The sequence below is a fragment of the Caenibius tardaugens NBRC 16725 genome, assembly GCF_003860345.1.
In the GTDB taxonomy this organism is placed as follows: Bacteria; Pseudomonadota; Alphaproteobacteria; order Sphingomonadales; family Sphingomonadaceae; genus Caenibius; species Caenibius tardaugens.
The window spans coordinates 1,033,178-1,049,331 of record NZ_CP034179.1 but is presented as its reverse complement, the minus strand read 5'-3'; the positions used below and the strand labels follow the sequence as shown (position 1 = coordinate 1,049,331).

Below are 16,154 nucleotides of genomic sequence, written 5' to 3'. Positions count from 1 at the left end.
GTAACAGCGCCACCTTCATCGTGCTTCGGGCCATTAACTGCCGAATTGATATCTCAGACGAACCCCATACATGCGAGGCTCACCGAAAATCGTTCCTTGGCTTCCTATGGCATTGTAAACATTGCCGTTGGAAAGGACATAATTTTTGTTGAGAATGTTTGTTCCAAACAAGCTTACGTCGAGATCAGTCCCGAGAGCATTCTTCCAATCCAATGATGCAGAGAGAAGGCCAAACGGTGCTGCCTCGCTACCGGGTTCCCAAGTGATATTGGTTCCGGGGAACTTCTCTTGAGCCGGCGCAGCAAAATGGCGTCTATCAGTCCACGCATAGCTGACAAACAGACTGACCTGGCCTGCACTTTCCGGAACAGGGAGTGCCAGTCGGCCGTATATCGAGAAGATATTGGGGGCCATGTTATTCAACTTCATGCAACTCAGGTCGGGATTCAATGTCTTCTGGGAATCCGAGGCATTACGTGAGTTGCAATCGAATACAGGGGTCGCCGAGGTGTAAGTGAAGGACTTGTACTTCGCCTCTGTATAGCTGTAATTTCCGCCAATCTCGAGGATATCGAGAGGCTTGATCATCGCTTCAATTTCAAGACCACGGATGCGCGCTGATCCCGTGCTCAGGGTGGCGGCGCCACTCTGATTGGTGAGAGGGCTAAAGTCTGCCATACCACGCTGGATCTTGCTGTAATCCAGATTAAAGCCATTCACGTTGAAGCGAACTGGCCGACCGCCGACCTTGAAGTCGGATTTGAAACCCGCTTCCCAGTCGGTAACGAATTCGGGGCCAAATTGCGCATACTCTATGTTCACCGCATAGGCATTAAAGCCACCTGCCTTGTAGCCGCGGGTTACCTTGCCATAAAGCAGCAGATTGTCGATCGGACGGTAATCAAGGCCAATGGTCCAGTTCGGTGCCTTGCTCTTGAGGTGTCCTTCGTACGTGCAACCCCTGACGGATGCGCCCACCAGATTGTCCGCATTGGATCTGGGGACAGCAACGCCGTCGAACAGACAGCGTACGTTGTCAGCGCCAACACCGGAATATATCGCCGGCGAATAGCTCGTGGTTCGTCCGTCGATCTTGTCCCATGTGTAGCGATAGCCCAGTGTCAGCCGCAGGCGATCAAGCGCAGGGCTAAGCGCCCCAAAATCGAGAGAAGCCTGCGCGAAAAGGGCTTTGGATTCGTTGGTTGTTGCCGTTTCGCGGAAGCCCGCACAGGCCAAGGCTCCCGCTTCGCCAGGCCGTCCGCATACGGTTGAGAAGTAATCTTCCATCTTCCCGCCCGGCTTTTGCTTCGAATAGAAACCGCCAGCCGTGAAGGTGAGTTTGCCATCCAGAAGATCGCCCTGAATCTGCAGTTCTTCTGTAAAAAGTTTATAATAATCCTTGGGGGAAAGGCGGCTTAATGTTGTGACGCCGGTATTGTTAATATTCGCGATCGCACCATCCTGATCTGATGCGTAAAATGATTTCAAAGATGCATAGCTTATGATGTTTCGAATCTTCAGATTATCGGAAACTGCGATATCCGTGCTGTTACTGACGCCCCAGGTTTCGACCTTTGCAAAGTCATCGAGACCATGCGCAACCTTACGGATGCCGCGTTCTTCCTGATCGGATATCTGCTTGCGGAGATCAGTACAGTTCGGATCGGGTGCAGCTTGCGTGCCGCAGAAGTTGCCATAACCGGCAGCGGTAAAGCCATAGAGCCGGTTGTAGTTGAAGGTAATCGGGACAATGCCGGTGCCATGGGTCTTGGAATACCCATAATAGGCCATGGTGTAGTTACTGATACTGGTAGTCGGATCAAACTGAATGCCGATCCGCCCCATGCGCCAGTGCTGATTGTCGCGGTCCTTGTTCCACTGAACGTCCTTGGTGAAGCCATCGCGGTCACGCGCGGCGCCGACTAGCCTCACCCGGAGGGTGTCGGTCAAGGGAACATTCAAAACCCCCTCGAATTCGGTCATGTTGTAGTTGCCGAATGCGCCTGACAGATAGCCTTCGAGGCGCTCGGTCGGCTTAGCGGCTGTAAGGAGAATAGCACCACCAGTTGTGTTTCTGCCGAACAGCGTGCCCTGTGCGCCCGATAACACCTGAACGCTCTGCAAATCGACAAAGTTGCCGGGGCCGCCCTGTGACGAAAGCGTGAAGGCGGCAGGCAGCGGCACCTCATTCATGTATACGACCACGCCGGGCGCGCCCTGGAAGGAGGCGCCTTGTCCACGAATAGAGGGTGACATCACGTCACGCGAGGATTGGCCATTGGGCTGAATCACCAGTGAGGGCACCTGACTCTGGAGCCCTTGCAAATCCGTTACGCTCCGTTCACGCAACCCTTCGGGGGAGATCGCAGTGATAGCGATAGGCACGTCTTGCGAACGCTCATCTCGCCGTTGTGCGGTTACGACGATTTCGGACAGGCCGCTGTTCGATGCCTCGGGAGAAGGTGTATCATTCTTCTCCGATTGGGCGAATGCCGGTGATGAAATGGCTGTTGCGCATAACAAAACCGTAAGAATATTTTTCAAATTATATCTCCCCAGTATCACAAGTTTCATTTTCTTAGACAAAATCATATAAGATAGAATTGGTTATGCCATTCGTTCTTTGTGTTTATCGATGGCCTGCTGCGTTGCCTGCATGACGGAACCGAACAGTTGGCCGCGATTGTCGGCGATCCATTGCAGGGACTGGCTGCGGCGATCGCGGTTCTGGAAGCGCGGCATGACGTAGCGCGAAAACAGTTCGTAGCTCTTCTGCGTCGCTTCCCAACTGGCGGCATTGTGTGCCAGCAGCAGGAACGTGCCGAAGCCGCCCGACTGATCGAGCATTTCCTCGATCCGGTCCGCGACATCATCCGGTGTGCCACAAGTCAGCGTGCCGAAGGTCATCCAGGCGTTTTCGCACCACGACCGGGTCGCATCCTCGCCCGTTTCGATCCCTTCGAAACACGGAAGCTGCGCGCCCATCCTGCGCATATAGTCGAGCACATTGGGAATAATCCCTTGCGAAACCTCGGCAAAGGCCTGCTCGCGCGTTTCGGCGATGTGGATCGGCGCCACGATACGCCATGTGTCGCGGTGAACCTGCCGCCCGTTTTCGCGCGCGACCTCTTCGCAGATCCGCCAGTGATCGGGCAGTGTGGCAAAGCCTTCCCCGCTCGATGCCGCCACCGACAGCATCGCGGCCCCGAGGCGCCCTGCGGTCACAGGTCCGCTGGGGGTGATTGCGCAGGCCACCGCCACTTCCATCCCGCCGCGCTGATAGGGCAGGTTCTGCAGGCGTGCGTCCTTCAGCTGGAACCAGCCTTCATCGCGCGTCACCACTTTGCCATCCAGAAGATCGACAATGCATTCGAGCGATGCGCTCATCATATCGCGCTGCTTGCGCGGATCGATCCCCATCATCACCGCATCGGACGGCAATTGCCCCGGCCCGGCCCCGAACATGATCCGTCCGCGCGTCTGGTGGTCGAGCTGGACCATGCGGTCCGCCAGAATGAGCGGGTGGTGATAGCTGAGGGAACTAACCCCGGTGCCAAGGCGGATACGTTTGGTCCGTTCGGCCACTGCGGCAATGAACACCTCGGGGGAGGCAATCGCCTCGAACCCGGCGGAGTGGTGTTCGCCGATCCAGGCTTCATCAAAATCCAGCTGTTCCATCAACTGGACCAGCTGCATGTCGCGTTCCAGCGTCATGGTGTGGTTTTCGCTGAGCGCATGATAGGGGGCGATGAATGCGCCGAACTTCATGGTATCGGGCCGGTATTGCGTCATAAGTCTCTCAATCAAATAGGTCGGTAGGCGCTGGAACGGCCCCGTTTCAGCCCGGCATGGCGATGCCGGGGTTGCGGCGTTCGAGCATGGCTTCGGCCCGTTGGCGGTACAGCGTGTCGAGCGGATCGGGCTGCGGGATGATCCAGAACTGCCCTTCGTCGATCCCGGCAAAGGCACGCGCGGCAAGTTCGTCAGGCGTGATCCCCTGATTGACGGTAATGTCCCGCATCATGCCGACGGTCCTGTCGCTGGTGGTGTCGTCCTGCATGGTCACGGTTTCGCGGAAGATGTCCGTCTGGACCGGGCCGGGGCACAGCACCGATACGCTGACCGGGGCCTGTTCGCCTTGCAGTTCCAGCGCCAGCGTTTCGCTGATTGCCAGAACCGCAAACTTGCTGGCCGAATAGGGACCCATGTAGGGTGCGGCGATAAAGCTCGCCATCGAACCGGTGTTGATTACCCGGGCCGGGCGACCTGCGGCAATCATCCGAGGGACGAAACTGGCAATGCCGTGAACCACGCCCAGGACATTGACCTGCAATTGCCATGCCCATTTGTCAGCCGGGATATCCCAGCTTTTTCCGCCGATCAGCACACCGGCATTGTTGAACAGCAGGTCAACCTGCCCAAACGCGGCGTAGGCATGGTCGGCCAGCGCCTCGACAGAGGCTGGATCACGCACATCGACCGTGCATGACGACACCGGGCCATCAAGCGTGGCGGCAAAGGTCTGTAAAGCCGCTTCATCGATATCGGCCAGCACCACCCGCATCCCGCGCGCCAACGCAGCCCGCGCCAACCCGCTGCCAATCCCGCTGGCTGCTCCGGTAATCACCGCTACCTGTTCTGATCTGTTCATGTGTCACTCTTGTATTGAAGGCACGGGAGCGTCGCCCAGCGCAGCGACAGGCTGGCAGGACTCTCTCTCGTGCAAACTATTGTTGTTCAACGCAGTTTGATGTCGACGCGCTCGATCTGACCATGCTCGAAGGGATACCCTACGGCCGCGTTGTCAGGGTAATGCGCTGCGGACGAACCGGTATCGATGCCGACATCGAAGGTTTCGATGATCGAGAAAAATCCGGGCGGTGACATTGGCAACCGTTCGGCTCCAACCGGTTTGCCGTTGAGTGAGAACTTCAAAGTGCCACCCTTCGCGTAGCCTCCGCCGTCATAATCGAAATCCACCTCGAGCATGCTCTTTCCGGCTGGCAAGGCATTGCCGGCAGCCAGGTCAACGGTCTTCATATCGAACAGTTTGTAGGTAAAGCGCGGCTTGCCGTCCCCATCGAGATAGAGTGACCAGCCAGCATCGGAACCACCGATTGCGGCAATGACCCCGCGCGCACCCGATGGGGGCACGTCGACCGCCGCCCGGATACTCCACGAACGGTTCGCCATTTTCGGACCGCTCGATTCAGGCACGCCGACCAGCCCGGGATAGAACGAAAACTCGGTGCGTTTGCCCGAAAGGTTTGGAAGTCCCGGCAAACCCAGCACAGGCCCCTTCAACGGCAAAACCTGATTTGCCGCCGCCTGCTCCATGAACAGCGCCTTCATCGCCTCCAGACGCTGCGGCTCCTTGGCGGCAAGATCGTTGGACTGCGAGAAATCCTTGCGCAGATCGTACAGTTCCCAGCGATCGTCATCGGGTGACGTCTCGTCGCTGCTGGTCTGGAATATCCAGGGGCGGCGGCCGTGAAACGCGGAAGCCATCCATCCATCGTGATAAATCGCGCGGTTGGAAAACACCTCGAAGTACTGCGTGGTATGCCGTTCCGGCGCTTTCGGATCGGCGAAGCTGTAAACGAGGCTCGTGCCATCCATCTTGCGCTGCGCAATGCCGTTGAGCTGCGCAGGTGCAGGTAGTCCGGCCGCTTCGAGGATGGTCGGGGTAATGTCGTTCACATGTCCGAACTGGCTGCGCACCCCGCCTTTGTCGGTTATCCGTTTGGGCCAGGAGACAACCATCGGGTTGCGTGTGCCCCCCAGATGCGAAGCAACGGTTTTCATCCACTGGAACGGGCTGTTTAGCGCCCATGCCCAGCCAGCCGAATACTGTGCATAGGAATGAGAGTCGCCTATATCGTCCATTCGGGCAAGCATGTCGGCTTGTTTTTCGGGGATGCCCTGCAGCGTTCCCATGAAGTTGAGACTACCCGCTGCGCCACCTTCAGCAGAACCGCCGTTGTCGCCGACAATGTAGATAAACAGGGTGTTGTCGTACTGACCACTTTCCTTGAGACTCTGCACCAGCCTGCCGATCTGGAAATCGGTATGTGCCAGATAGGCTGCATAGGTTTCCATCAACCGCGCGGCCAGTTTCTGTTCGTCCCCGCTCAGACTGTTCCATTCCGGCATCCCGTCTGGCCGGGGCGTCAGCACAGTATTGGCCGGTACCACGCCCAGCTTTTTCTGGCGGGCTAGAATCTGTTCGCGCATCTTGTCCCAGCCGCCATCGAATTGCCCGCGATAGCGTTCGATCCAGTCCTTCGGCACCTGCAAGGGCGCGTGCGTCGCCCCCGGCGCGAAGTAAACGAAAAATGGCTTGTCCGGGGTCAGCGAGGTTTGTGCGCGGGTCCACCCAATCGCCTGATCGGCTAGATCCTCGGTCAGGTGGTAGGCATTCCCTGCCGGGCGCACGATCCGCGTGGTGCCATCGAACAGCGAGGGTTCGAACTGGTTGGTTTCACCACCCATAAAGCCATAGAATTTCTCGAAACCCTGCCGCGTCGGCCAGCGATCGAACGGCCCGGCCTGCGACACTTCCCATTCGGGCGTCTGATGCCATTTCCCGAACGCGGCCGTGTGATAGCCCGACTGCCGCAATATTTCTGCAATCGTGCTGGCATCCCGTGCCTGCATGCCGATATAGCCGGGGCGCGAGTCCGCCACATTCATGACCGCGCCCATGTTGATCGCATGGGCATTGCGCCCGGAAAGCAGCGACGCACGCGTTGGCGAACAAATGGCCGTTGTGTGGAAGCGATTATACCGCAAACCATCCCGCGCCAGAGATTCAAGTGCAGGGGTGATGGCGGGCCCGCCAAAAGTCGACGTGGCCCCGAAACTGACATCATCAAGCAGCACAAGAACGACGTTGGGTGCCCCTGCCTGCACCTGAGGCACTTGAGCGGTGTTGGCAATGCCCGCAGGCGAACCGGCGGCTTCCTCCGCCCGTGCTGCGCCGCATAGTGCAAAGGCGACAGCTCCAGCAGCAAGCATCGGGGGAAACGTCTGCCGCAACCACTTCCGACCTTGCTTGCTGCTCATGAATATAACTCCCTATAAAACTTATTGGTTTTATTTTTTGACACGAACTTCGGCAAACAAGATCACGGTTCGCGAACGCCCCGAAACCATTGAGACGAATCACGCCGCGTTGCAGCCGTTGCGCGAGGAGGTGTTACTACCGCTAAAAAATGTCAATTGATTTAATTTAGGAGGGTAGTTGTTGATGCAAGTTTGTCGCGCGCCGCCACTCCATTAGGGGCAGCTTGAATTTCCAAATCGCGCCAACCACTGCGTCGCCACTTCGTGTCGACGTCATTCAAATATGGGAATTGGCGTCATCCACAATCATTGAGCGGAGGGCTTCCGGCACATCGGGAGTTGCGCAGAGAAGTGCCGTGCACTGGGCGATCGTATCGCCAATCATAGTGGAGGCTTCGTCTATGTCCGGTGGGAAGAGCGATGATGGAGGTAGAGTTCTGAGAAAATTACAAAACAGAACCATAATGTTAAACATTCTTCTGTTGAATATCTCATCCGGCAGGTCCCGCATTTTGATTTTTAGCTCGAGAGCAATTCTACTCATATTGGGAGAGGACGCCGACTCTGGTCCTAGGTTCCACGGGGAGCCATTGGGGTAAATATGCGGGAGATACTGGCAGACAAAGCTCTGATATGTTGTGCGTCCTTCATTGGTTTTTGCGAATATAACGTGGGGAAGGCATATATACTCTACGAGCGTGTGAATGGCGCACTCAGAGAGGGGTGTGCCATTTTCTTCAATCAATCTTGCGCGAATTTCATCCATTTTCTCCATTCGGGTCACCAGGACCTGCTTCAGCAAATCCCCCATAGAACCAAAGTGATAGGATACGGCGGCAGTATTGCTCAAGCCGGCCGCTTTGGACACTTCGCGTGCTGACACCCCCCCAATTCCATGCCGGGCAACGGCCTCCTCTGCGGAAGCGATCAGCTTGAGCCTGGTCACCTCCGATGTGGCGTATCTACCGCGAGCGCTCCTCACGTTCTTCATGCAAACTCCACTACGAACTTCGGCGGCCAGACGCGTAACTTGAACGCCAGCCGCGAATGATGGCAGCTGTTATCACTCAACCTATCTCCCCCCAAGCCTCAACGGCAAACAAATTTCCTCCGAAGGCTCGCTCGATGGTGGGTATAGTTAAATCACTTGAGAGAAGTTAAGTGGTGTGCCAATCTGCGTCTTTCAACATCGCAGGATCAGCCATGCCCATTTCGCTAAAGCCGCTTCAACCGTTCATTGGCGCAGAAGTGCTGGACTTCAGCCTGGCAGATGCAACAGTCGAGGAGCTTAACGAACTGCGTGCTGCTTTGCTTGCGCACAAAGTCTTGTTTCTTCGAGACCAGGCGTTTGATCGCGCGCGGCACGTAGCAATCGGGCGCGTGTTCGGGGAGCTGGAGACACATCCCCTTTCGGCCCATCCCGAACACCCGGAAATCCTGCAAATCAAATCCAAAGACGGGATTGTGTCGCATAAACGGGAGACTGCAGCCGATTTCTGGCATAGCGACACGACCTTTCGTGAGCGACCGTCGGCAATCTCCATTCTCAAAGCTTATCAATTACCCGGCATTGGTGGTGATACGTTGTGGGCAAACATGGCCGCAGTTTACGAAGGGCTTTCCGGCGATGTCAGGAAAACAATAGACCAGTTGGACGCTTACCACGACGGCTTGAAACTGTTCAGTTGGTACCTTGATACTGCTGACAAGCAAAATGCGTTCAGAAGCTCCTATCCGGTGCAGCGTCACCCGGTCGTGCGCATACACCCGGAAACCGGAGAAAAGCTTCTGTTTGTGAACAGCGCGTTCACCACCTCTTTGGTCGGTTTGGATGCTGCGGAAAGCAATGAATTGCTTCGACACCTGAACGACGAGGTCAAGCGCCCCGAGTATCAGGTCCGTTTCCGCTGGGAACCGGGGTCCGTTGCGATTTGGGATAATCGTTCGACCCAGCACTATGGTGTGGTTGATTATTCGGAGCCGCGCCATCTCGAGCGCGTAACTGTCATTGGGGAAAAGCCTTTCGGCAGAAGTGCATTGGATTAAGCAGTAAAAAGCTGACTGCACTGATGATCTGTCATCGGGTCGTATCCATCAACAAACGCATGTGAGAGCATAGAGATGCCACATCAGCGCCCTTTGCCGGTGATATTGATTGCAGCGATACTTTGCTGCGGCATCTTCACTTCAATCCCTAATGGCACCATCTCCGTTATTCTTCCAGGGATAAGCGATCATTTCCATAACGGATCTAACGGCATCTACATTAAGATGGTCGTCACTGCCCTGGGGGTTGGAATGATGCTGGGGTCTCCCCTGGGCGGTCTGATCGCCGACCGCATAGGGTACAGGCCCGTTTTGGTGGGTGCCTCTGTAATTCTTTGTCTTGCAGGCGCCAGCGTCCTTTTGGCTGAATACCTGGGACATGTCATTCTTGCGCGATTTATCATGGGGGGCATGGCCGGTGCGATAAATACCTGCATGGTTGCGGTAATATCGGAAGCCGTCCCAGATAAATCGCAGAGCAGATGGTTGGGCTACGCGGTAGCTGCAGGCACTTTTTCGGTGTTCATCCTTAGTCCATTGACAGGCGTTCTTTCGGATACGGGATGGAGAAACGGGTTTTCCATATATGTCATTGCCATTCCTATGGTTGTTCTGCTTTTCCTGGGCGTTCCTCAATTCCAGATTGCGCGGCCGCTATCATCTAAGCAGCATGGCACAGTAGCCGGCTTGTTCGACGATATGCCCTGGAGTGGGATGATGTTGGCACTTGTTGTCGGTACCCTGGCTACCGGCACTTCCCTTTACTGGCCATTTCGCCTTCGCGAAGTCGGGATCGATAGTGCAACCAAATTGGCATTGTACGCACTTCCCAATGCGGCGCTGGTCGGAGTAAGTGCGTTTTTCTTCGGAACAATAAGAAGATATCTCGATCAAAGGTGGGCTTTTGTTTTGAGCGGCCTGGCATCGGGTGCGGGCCTTTTGGCCATGGCTCTTTCTAACTCTGCAGGCGTTATTATGCTGGGTCTTGCGTTGGAGGGGGCGGCGATCGGCGTGTTAATGCCGAACTTGTCATCATACGCTCTGGCAACGTCCCGTGAAATCTATCGTGCTCGAAATGTGGGTTTGATTAAGGGGGCCGTGTTTGGAAGTCCTTTTATAACCCAGTTCCTATTGGAACCCATCAATGGCGCAGGAGGTAGTCGGTGGGCTCTTGCATCCATTGCAATAATGGCGTTCGCCATGGCACTGATCTTGATGCTCGTTGGATGTCGTCCGTCGGTTGACAAGCTGTCCCGGGTGGCCCGATGACGGCGTCAAAGTGCTGTTGGGAAGATGTCAGTATCTAGGTTTAGTCCCGGCAATCCTTGCGCCTATGCGCTGCCATGCCGCTCTGACTGTTCCGTCATTTTTCAACATCACCCGACTCAACGAGACTGAAAGGCGCCCAGATCCAGGGGTCAGTCCATTCGCGTGTCCAGCCATCTATCCGGCCCCCGAGCACGGAATTGCCGCTTCGCATAGCCTTCTGCGCCAACTGAAACGCTTCGGCGCGTACAATATCGGGTCTTGCCGTCATGATCCGGAATGTTTCACTGGTGATCGCCGCACCGGCCTTGTCGTCGACCGGCCAGTGGCTGACGAGAAGCGAACGGGCACCGGCGAAGAGAAATGCCCGCGCCAGTCCCGAAAGGCTTTCTCCACTGCCATCTGGTCCCGCAGTATTGCATGCCGAGAGCACGACCCATTCCGCATTCAATTTGATCTGCATGATCTCCGATGCAGAGAGATACCCGTCATCGGCCGCTGTTTCCCGGGGCGGCGGTGTGAGGATCAGGCCGGGCTCTGCCATGCCTCCCAATTCGTTGGGCAACATGGCGTGTGTAGCGAAGGCAAGGATTCTTGCGCGGGAGAGATGCGGCCAGCTTTTGATAGCAGACTCGCGTGCCTGCGCCCCCATCAGCAGTTCACTACCCGTCGCTGCGAGATTTGTGGCAATTGCGGTCAGTTCGCGTCGGGTTCCGGGCAAGGAATGCAGTTTTCGAATATCATCGGCTTTGGCAAGACCTTGTGGTCCGTTCGGTGAAGACAGCGATGGGACTGTCCCGCCACGCAGGTCTTCCAACGGAGGCCCCAGTACCGGATCGCCAATACCCGCAAACCCGAGCGTGGCGGATGAGGCGCGCTTGTCAAATGCGCGGAGGCTGGAAATCGAAGGCAGAGTGGCCAAAGCGTAATGATCAGCGAACCAATCAAGGGATGACAGATCGGCAAGTTCATCGGAAACGGGTTTGCCAGTTTCGTAATCGGCCACGAGAATGCCGAGGGGAATTTGCCCGAGACTTCCGCCGGTCACGGTATAAAGGGTTCGTGCCTGCCCGAAACCATCGGCAACCGGGGCAATCAATTCGCGGTAAAGCCGGTTTGCCGCTGCGGGATCGAACAGGTTTTCGTCTGCGAGCGCTATCGGACAATTTTGGCGGTCGATATGACACCGGATCACGGTGACCAGATGGTCCATTTCACGCCGTCCTAAAGTCGCCTTGTTCCACGCCTCCGATTTGGGGGAAATTGCAAAGCTGTAAACATCCATGCCTATAGGCTGGATCACGAGAATAGCCTCATCGTTGCGCAGTCTTGCGCGCAAGTCCGGAATGGAAAGACCGAAAGGCCGGGCCGTTGCCATATAGCCGGGATAGCGGGTGCGCAGTTCCGTATTCAGGGCGGCGACTTCGGCCTGGAGCGCCTCCATTTGCTGTACAGTGCCTGGTTGGGCTGCTCCTGCGGAGCGTATGACGGACTGCTCCACTTTGGCAAGCTGTGCAGCCGCCGCGATTTGCCGGTCGACCAGCGTTATGATCTGCGGATCCGATGCCGCTGCACGGGCGGCCGATTGCAGCAGCGATGCCGCCGCCTGACTCAAGACATAGTCCTGCGCCGCCTTGAACGCATCATTGATAATCCACGTTCGGTCATCCTGCTTTGTCCTTGTCGCGTGATATTGCTTGTCCGCCCAATTCACAGCTACCTGGGAAGCGAACGCCAGCGCCAAAGGGTCGACCCCTGTGCCAACGCGCGTGCGGCGGAACCCAAGTGGCGCGCCGTTTGCATCACGATCAGGTGTGAAACGCCGCTCTCTGGCTATGGAAGCCGCCTCGGAGGCTGCTTTGTTTGCCGCTTCAAGCGATGCGGGGTTTCTTGCCAGAACGATAGCCTGACGGGCCAGTATCATGGCTTTGCCCGGACCCTGGAACACCAGTTCACCACGCATCGCCTGCCTTGTGAGGATCTGGTAAAGCGCGGTCGCCTGCTCCCACTTGCCTTCGCAGGCGAGCAGTACGGCCTTGGATTCCTGTAAGCCGAATTCATTGTTGTCCGGGTCCACCCCAATCTTGTCGGCCAGCCCGACAACCGCATCTTTCACTTCGTTGGGGCAATGTCCCTGAAGCCCCTGATTGATGACTACGCCGGCCAATGTCTGAACCATTATCGGGATGGTTGCCTGGGGCAGGGTCTTTAGATTGCGCAACGCGGCTTCCCATTCGCTCTGCGCATGATCGTGCTGACCTTCCGCATCAAGCCGCGCGGCTTTCAGCAGATGGATATCAATCACGCCTTCCGTGTGATTGCTGGCAAGAACATCGTTCGCTTCAGCGTCGCGGCCAAGATCGATAAGCGCGCGGGCATAGAGCACTGCGGCTCGCCTCGTCGCCGGATGATCCGCGCCATGGACTCGCTGTCTTGCGAGAAACAGGGTGCGGGTTTCAGTCTCTGCTGGATCGCTGTCACCCGCATCCAGCAAAGCGTCTCCGAGATACTCGCTGACGTCCAGGGTCAGGGGATTGTCAGCGCCCATCGTGCGAACCAGAAAGGTCCGGGCGTTGCGCAGGCAAGTGAGTTTGGCGTCCGCGAAAGGGATTGTCGCCCCTGCTATCAGGGATTTGTAGACCTCGGGAATGCTATCTGCCGGTGCGGTACAGGCGAGCAAGGGCGATCCCGGAAGGTCAAAGTTGTAGCGGGTGACGCTGCCGGTAAACCGAACTTCTTCAAGGCGCATGTCCGTTGCGGCACGCAGGGTTTCAGGCGAATTCCAGCCACGCACCTTCAACAGGATCGTTGCAGCCGATCCGAAGCTTTTCTGCGCATCCTGATGTCGCCCCAGCGCCCGCAGAGCTTCCCCTTCCGCGACAAGCAGCCGCGCTCGCCCCAGATCTTCGCGTGTGTGAATGCCTATGCCCTCGCGTGCGAGAGTGAGAGCCTCCTCAAGATGGCCCTGACCCGCAAGGGACCGGGAAACCAGCGCCCGCGCCAGGGCCACGCCTGTTGCGCCCGTTCCCTCTTGAGTGATGCGTGCGGCCAGAACCTCCTCGGCAAGCTGATGGGCTTCGGAAAACCGTCCTTGAGTCAGTTTCAGATGCGCAAGGTGGGCTTTCACATCCGTCTGCTCTGCGGGCAGCAAGGAGGGGTTTTTCGCTGTTCGCGAAGCCGCATATTCGTACGCGCGCGCAGCGGAATCGATTTGTCCGAGCCAGAGAAGATTCTCTCCTCTGTCCAATTGTGCGAAGATGACTGCACTGCTTTCCGGCCCGAGGCGTCGTGTCAGTTCGGGTAGTGCAACGCTCAAAATGCTTTCCGCTTCGGAAAACTTTTGCGTGTGTGTCAGACTCCCGGCTTTCAAAACTGCCATTTGCAAAGAGACAGGGTGCGTCGCACCGAAGGTGCCGTTTAATAGAGGCTCTATTTCCTCAATCTTTTTAACTACAGCATCATGCAAGCCGGTAGACTGATGCAGCATGATCGTGCGCAATGATGCGTTTAGCTTGAGCTTTTCTTCGTCGGTGGCCGCACGGACGTCAGGTGGCGGGAAATTGCCATTTGACTGGGCCATTGCATCGGTAGGCCCGAGTATAAAGCAGCAAACCACGACGATAAAAGAAAGAAATCGCATTCTTTTCTTTTATGCCTCTGCCATTTTATCACAAGCAGGTACTTGACTATTCGATGCCTCGCCCTGCAGCACGCAAATTGCATCTGAACGGGGGGTATAATGAAAGAGAATAACGCGGATTTGAAGCCCGCGCCACGCCACGGCCGGTTCTCGTGGGCCTCAAGAATAACGATTTCTCTTTCCGCATTTATCATGTCGCTCGCGATGACGATGATCAGCACGTATTATGCATTGCGTGGATCTGATGTGATTGTCGTTCCGCCGAAGCAGGTGATCCTCTTTCGCGACGGCAATGGTGCGGGCTCGATCATGTCGATCGTGGCGCGCTTTGACATGATCAATGCCTCGGCCGATTACGGCGACGTATTGCTCAATATCAGCGCGCAAGTGGGCAAGAATGGTCCGCGGTATGATTATAGCGCCCCCGCAAAGGCGATTTTTACGAACGACGTTGCGGCCGCAGCCGACGATTGCGCTTCGGATTCGCGCTGCATACCGTTGACGGGCCTCATGGTGGCGGAGCAGCCGGATGACATGTTCGCATTGGGTGGCGGTGCAGCGCGCACCACAACCCTGGTATTTCCTATGGCCGAGTGGAACTGCAAAGGCGAAGCGGCGCAATGCGGCAAGTACAGCACATTCGAAAAGTCGCTCACATCTATAGGAAAGAATCCGTTAAGTGTCGAATTTTCTTTAAAATTCCATTCCGATGGCGCGCGAAAGATTGTTTGCGTATCTGACGCGGCGGTAGACAGCCAGTATCTGCAAAATGCAGGCTGGATCAGCTTTGCCTGCCAGAACCCTTCGTGAGATTGCGAAGAAGACGTCTGCCGTTCAGAAGCGAGGACAGCGAGGATCGCCGGGGCACATCGGTACCGCACTGTTCAGGGAAAAGCCCCGCGTGCTTTGACCGCGTGTGACATCGTTGCGCTTCACGCTGTTCGTGGGCGCCTCGCATTTGCCTTCAATGGGCATAAGATCTGCGCACGATAACCAGATGCCGACCCCATCCTGCGCATCAATACGAACAAGGCGGGTATCAGCCTGCCAGTCGTAAATCTTGCGGCCGTCATTGTCGGAATATTTGAGAATGAAATCCTGATCTGCACGAAAACGCGCCTTTCCCGCGCCATCGAAGACCGTCGCGGTATCCTTTCGTAAGGAAAAGGTTTCCTGCGCATCTTGTGCAAACGCTAATGCGGAGATCATTGCGACAGAAAATCCCAGAAAATACTTTTTCATTCGCCCCTCATTTGGCGGTGCTTTGTATATTCGTCACTTTATGCATGGGCGAGGGCCTGTCAAATGGTTGCGTAAGGGGGTCGTCTGTCGCTGCTGCCATTCTGTTGCGCATCATCCCACACGATGTGTCACGGGGCCATCGCGGCTGAATGCTAAGTTTGAATGCCTGCCTGTCGACCAGGCGATGTGCCGAGTTGAAGTGGTGGGCGAGCGAGGCGTGCATCAGCTTCGCCGATGAATGGAAGTGTCGGGGCGGATTATCCCGGCGTTAGAGGTGCATGGGGCCGCCCAGGGCAAAGAGATCATCGATGTTGTCTGTCCGTTGCGAATTGGTCTCCCCTTGGCAAAGTGCACCCAAATCGGGGTCAGGGTTCATCCGGCGCAGGTTCGCCAACCGGCGATGACGTTCATCGTTGAAGTGCTTGTGGGCGTCAGCATGGACGAAACAAAATTCCGTAACGATTTCATTTTTTGAAGTGCATCTTTGCGCGGTTACGCTGCCGGAAAAGCAGGTGGAATTTTTCAGCGCAATTGTTGAGGCGGTGCCCGATCTCGCTGCGCTCGACGTTGCCCGGGGCCTTCATCGCAACCGGGTAAGGGGGAGGCCCATCGGCATGGGCATCCTCTCATGCGTGCTGCGGCGTTGCTCTGACAGTAGCTTTTGCCGTCATTGGCTCTGTCTTTTCTGGCTCTGATCGGCGCTTTCTGTTCCTAACCTGATGCGTCAAAAATAGCCAAATTTCTCAAATTTTTTCTAATTGTTAAGAAAACCTATCGAATTTCTATCGATAGAATAAATAAAATTGTTGACAGCTCGATTTGTCTTATGAAGAGGGCCTATTGAATTTTATATGTTTCTTATTTTCTATGCGGTGCTTCGGATTTTATTGGCTGT

General features: G+C 56.1%; 12 protein-coding genes. 5 read left to right on the top strand and 7 right to left on the bottom strand.

What is annotated here, in order from left to right:
- Positions 1 to 33: 33 nt before the first annotated feature.
- The 5 genes from EGO55_RS04795 to EGO55_RS04775 form a co-directional block, all read right to left on the bottom strand.
- Positions 34 to 2,544: a TonB-dependent receptor gene (locus tag EGO55_RS04795; RefSeq protein WP_210766646.1), complete on the bottom strand. Its 2,511-nt coding sequence runs from the start codon at positions 2,542 to 2,544 to the stop codon at positions 34 to 36.
- Positions 2,545 to 2,607: 63 nt separating this feature from the next.
- Positions 2,608 to 3,792, bottom strand: a complete 1,185-nt coding sequence (locus EGO55_RS04790) for an LLM class flavin-dependent oxidoreductase (protein ID WP_210766645.1) — start codon at positions 3,790 to 3,792, stop codon at positions 2,608 to 2,610.
- Between the two features lie 46 nt (positions 3,793 to 3,838).
- Complete coding sequence (locus EGO55_RS04785) at positions 3,839 to 4,651, bottom strand: SDR family NAD(P)-dependent oxidoreductase (RefSeq protein ID WP_124916719.1); 813 nt, start codon at positions 4,649 to 4,651, stop codon at positions 3,839 to 3,841.
- A gap of 86 nt (positions 4,652 to 4,737) precedes the next feature.
- Positions 4,738 to 7,065, bottom strand: a complete 2,328-nt coding sequence (locus EGO55_RS04780) for an arylsulfatase (RefSeq protein WP_021691861.1) — start codon at positions 7,063 to 7,065, stop codon at positions 4,738 to 4,740.
- A gap of 277 nt (positions 7,066 to 7,342) precedes the next feature.
- On the bottom strand, positions 7,343 to 8,056 hold the full coding sequence (locus EGO55_RS04775) for a TetR/AcrR family transcriptional regulator (protein ID WP_021691860.1): 714 nt from the start codon (positions 8,054 to 8,056) through the stop codon (positions 7,343 to 7,345).
- A 212-nt stretch (positions 8,057 to 8,268) separates the two neighbouring features.
- Here EGO55_RS04775 and EGO55_RS04770 point away from each other — a divergent pair, with 212 nt between their 5' ends.
- Both EGO55_RS04770 and EGO55_RS04765 read left to right on the top strand, forming a co-directional pair.
- Positions 8,269 to 9,111, top strand: a complete 843-nt coding sequence (locus EGO55_RS04770; protein ID WP_021691859.1) for a TauD/TfdA dioxygenase family protein — start codon at positions 8,269 to 8,271, stop codon at positions 9,109 to 9,111.
- A 75-nt stretch (positions 9,112 to 9,186) separates the two neighbouring features.
- Positions 9,187 to 10,380: an MFS transporter gene (locus EGO55_RS04765; RefSeq protein WP_021691858.1), complete on the top strand. Its 1,194-nt coding sequence runs from the start codon at positions 9,187 to 9,189 to the stop codon at positions 10,378 to 10,380.
- Between the two features lie 94 nt (positions 10,381 to 10,474).
- On the opposite strand, the gene EGO55_RS04760 is transcribed toward EGO55_RS04765, so the two are convergent.
- Positions 10,475 to 13,504, bottom strand: a complete 3,030-nt coding sequence (locus EGO55_RS04760) for a CHAT domain-containing tetratricopeptide repeat protein (RefSeq protein WP_161566020.1) — start codon at positions 13,502 to 13,504, stop codon at positions 10,475 to 10,477.
- 358 nt (positions 13,505 to 13,862) lie between these two features.
- On the opposite strand from EGO55_RS04760, the gene EGO55_RS20515 reads away from it, so the two are divergent.
- Both EGO55_RS20515 and EGO55_RS04755 read left to right on the top strand, forming a co-directional pair.
- Positions 13,863 to 14,063, top strand: coding sequence for a hypothetical protein (locus EGO55_RS20515; protein ID WP_161566019.1), 201 nt, complete (start codon positions 13,863 to 13,865; stop codon positions 14,061 to 14,063).
- Positions 14,064 to 14,116: 53 nt separating this feature from the next.
- On the top strand, positions 14,117 to 14,827 hold the full coding sequence (locus tag EGO55_RS04755) for a hypothetical protein (RefSeq protein WP_124916718.1): 711 nt from the start codon (positions 14,117 to 14,119) through the stop codon (positions 14,825 to 14,827).
- A 24-nt stretch (positions 14,828 to 14,851) separates the two neighbouring features.
- Here the strand turns inward: EGO55_RS04755 and EGO55_RS04750 are convergent, their stop codons facing one another.
- Positions 14,852 to 15,259 (bottom strand): hypothetical protein, encoded by a 408-nt coding sequence (locus EGO55_RS04750; RefSeq protein WP_021691855.1) that lies wholly within the window; start codon positions 15,257 to 15,259, stop codon positions 14,852 to 14,854.
- Between the two features lie 238 nt (positions 15,260 to 15,497).
- Here EGO55_RS04750 and EGO55_RS04745 point away from each other — a divergent pair, with 238 nt between their 5' ends.
- On the top strand, positions 15,498 to 15,734 hold the full coding sequence (locus EGO55_RS04745) for a hypothetical protein (protein ID WP_021691854.1): 237 nt from the start codon (positions 15,498 to 15,500) through the stop codon (positions 15,732 to 15,734).
- Positions 15,735 to 16,154: the final 420 nt, after the last annotated feature.

Coding starts and splice junctions, on each gene's coding strand:
- EGO55_RS04755 (WP_124916718.1), top strand. CDS start 14,117: ATGAAAGAGAATAACGCGGATTTGAAGCCCGCGCCACGCCACGGCCGG.
- EGO55_RS04765 (WP_021691858.1), top strand. CDS start 9,187: ATGCCACATCAGCGCCCTTTGCCGGTGATATTGATTGCAGCGATACTT.
- EGO55_RS04780 (WP_021691861.1), bottom strand. CDS start 7,065: ATGAGCAGCAAGCAAGGTCGGAAGTGGTTGCGGCAGACGTTTCCCCCG.
- EGO55_RS04775 (WP_021691860.1), bottom strand. CDS start 8,056: ATGAAGAACGTGAGGAGCGCTCGCGGTAGATACGCCACATCGGAGGTG.
- EGO55_RS04770 (WP_021691859.1), top strand. CDS start 8,269: ATGCCCATTTCGCTAAAGCCGCTTCAACCGTTCATTGGCGCAGAAGTG.
- EGO55_RS04745 (WP_021691854.1), top strand. CDS start 15,498: ATGGAAGTGTCGGGGCGGATTATCCCGGCGTTAGAGGTGCATGGGGCC.
- EGO55_RS04750 (WP_021691855.1), bottom strand. CDS start 15,259: ATGAAAAAGTATTTTCTGGGATTTTCTGTCGCAATGATCTCCGCATTA.
- EGO55_RS04785 (WP_124916719.1), bottom strand. CDS start 4,651: ATGAACAGATCAGAACAGGTAGCGGTGATTACCGGAGCAGCCAGCGGG.
- EGO55_RS04790 (WP_210766645.1), bottom strand. CDS start 3,792: ATGACGCAATACCGGCCCGATACCATGAAGTTCGGCGCATTCATCGCC.
- EGO55_RS20515 (WP_161566019.1), top strand. CDS start 13,863: ATGATCGTGCGCAATGATGCGTTTAGCTTGAGCTTTTCTTCGTCGGTG.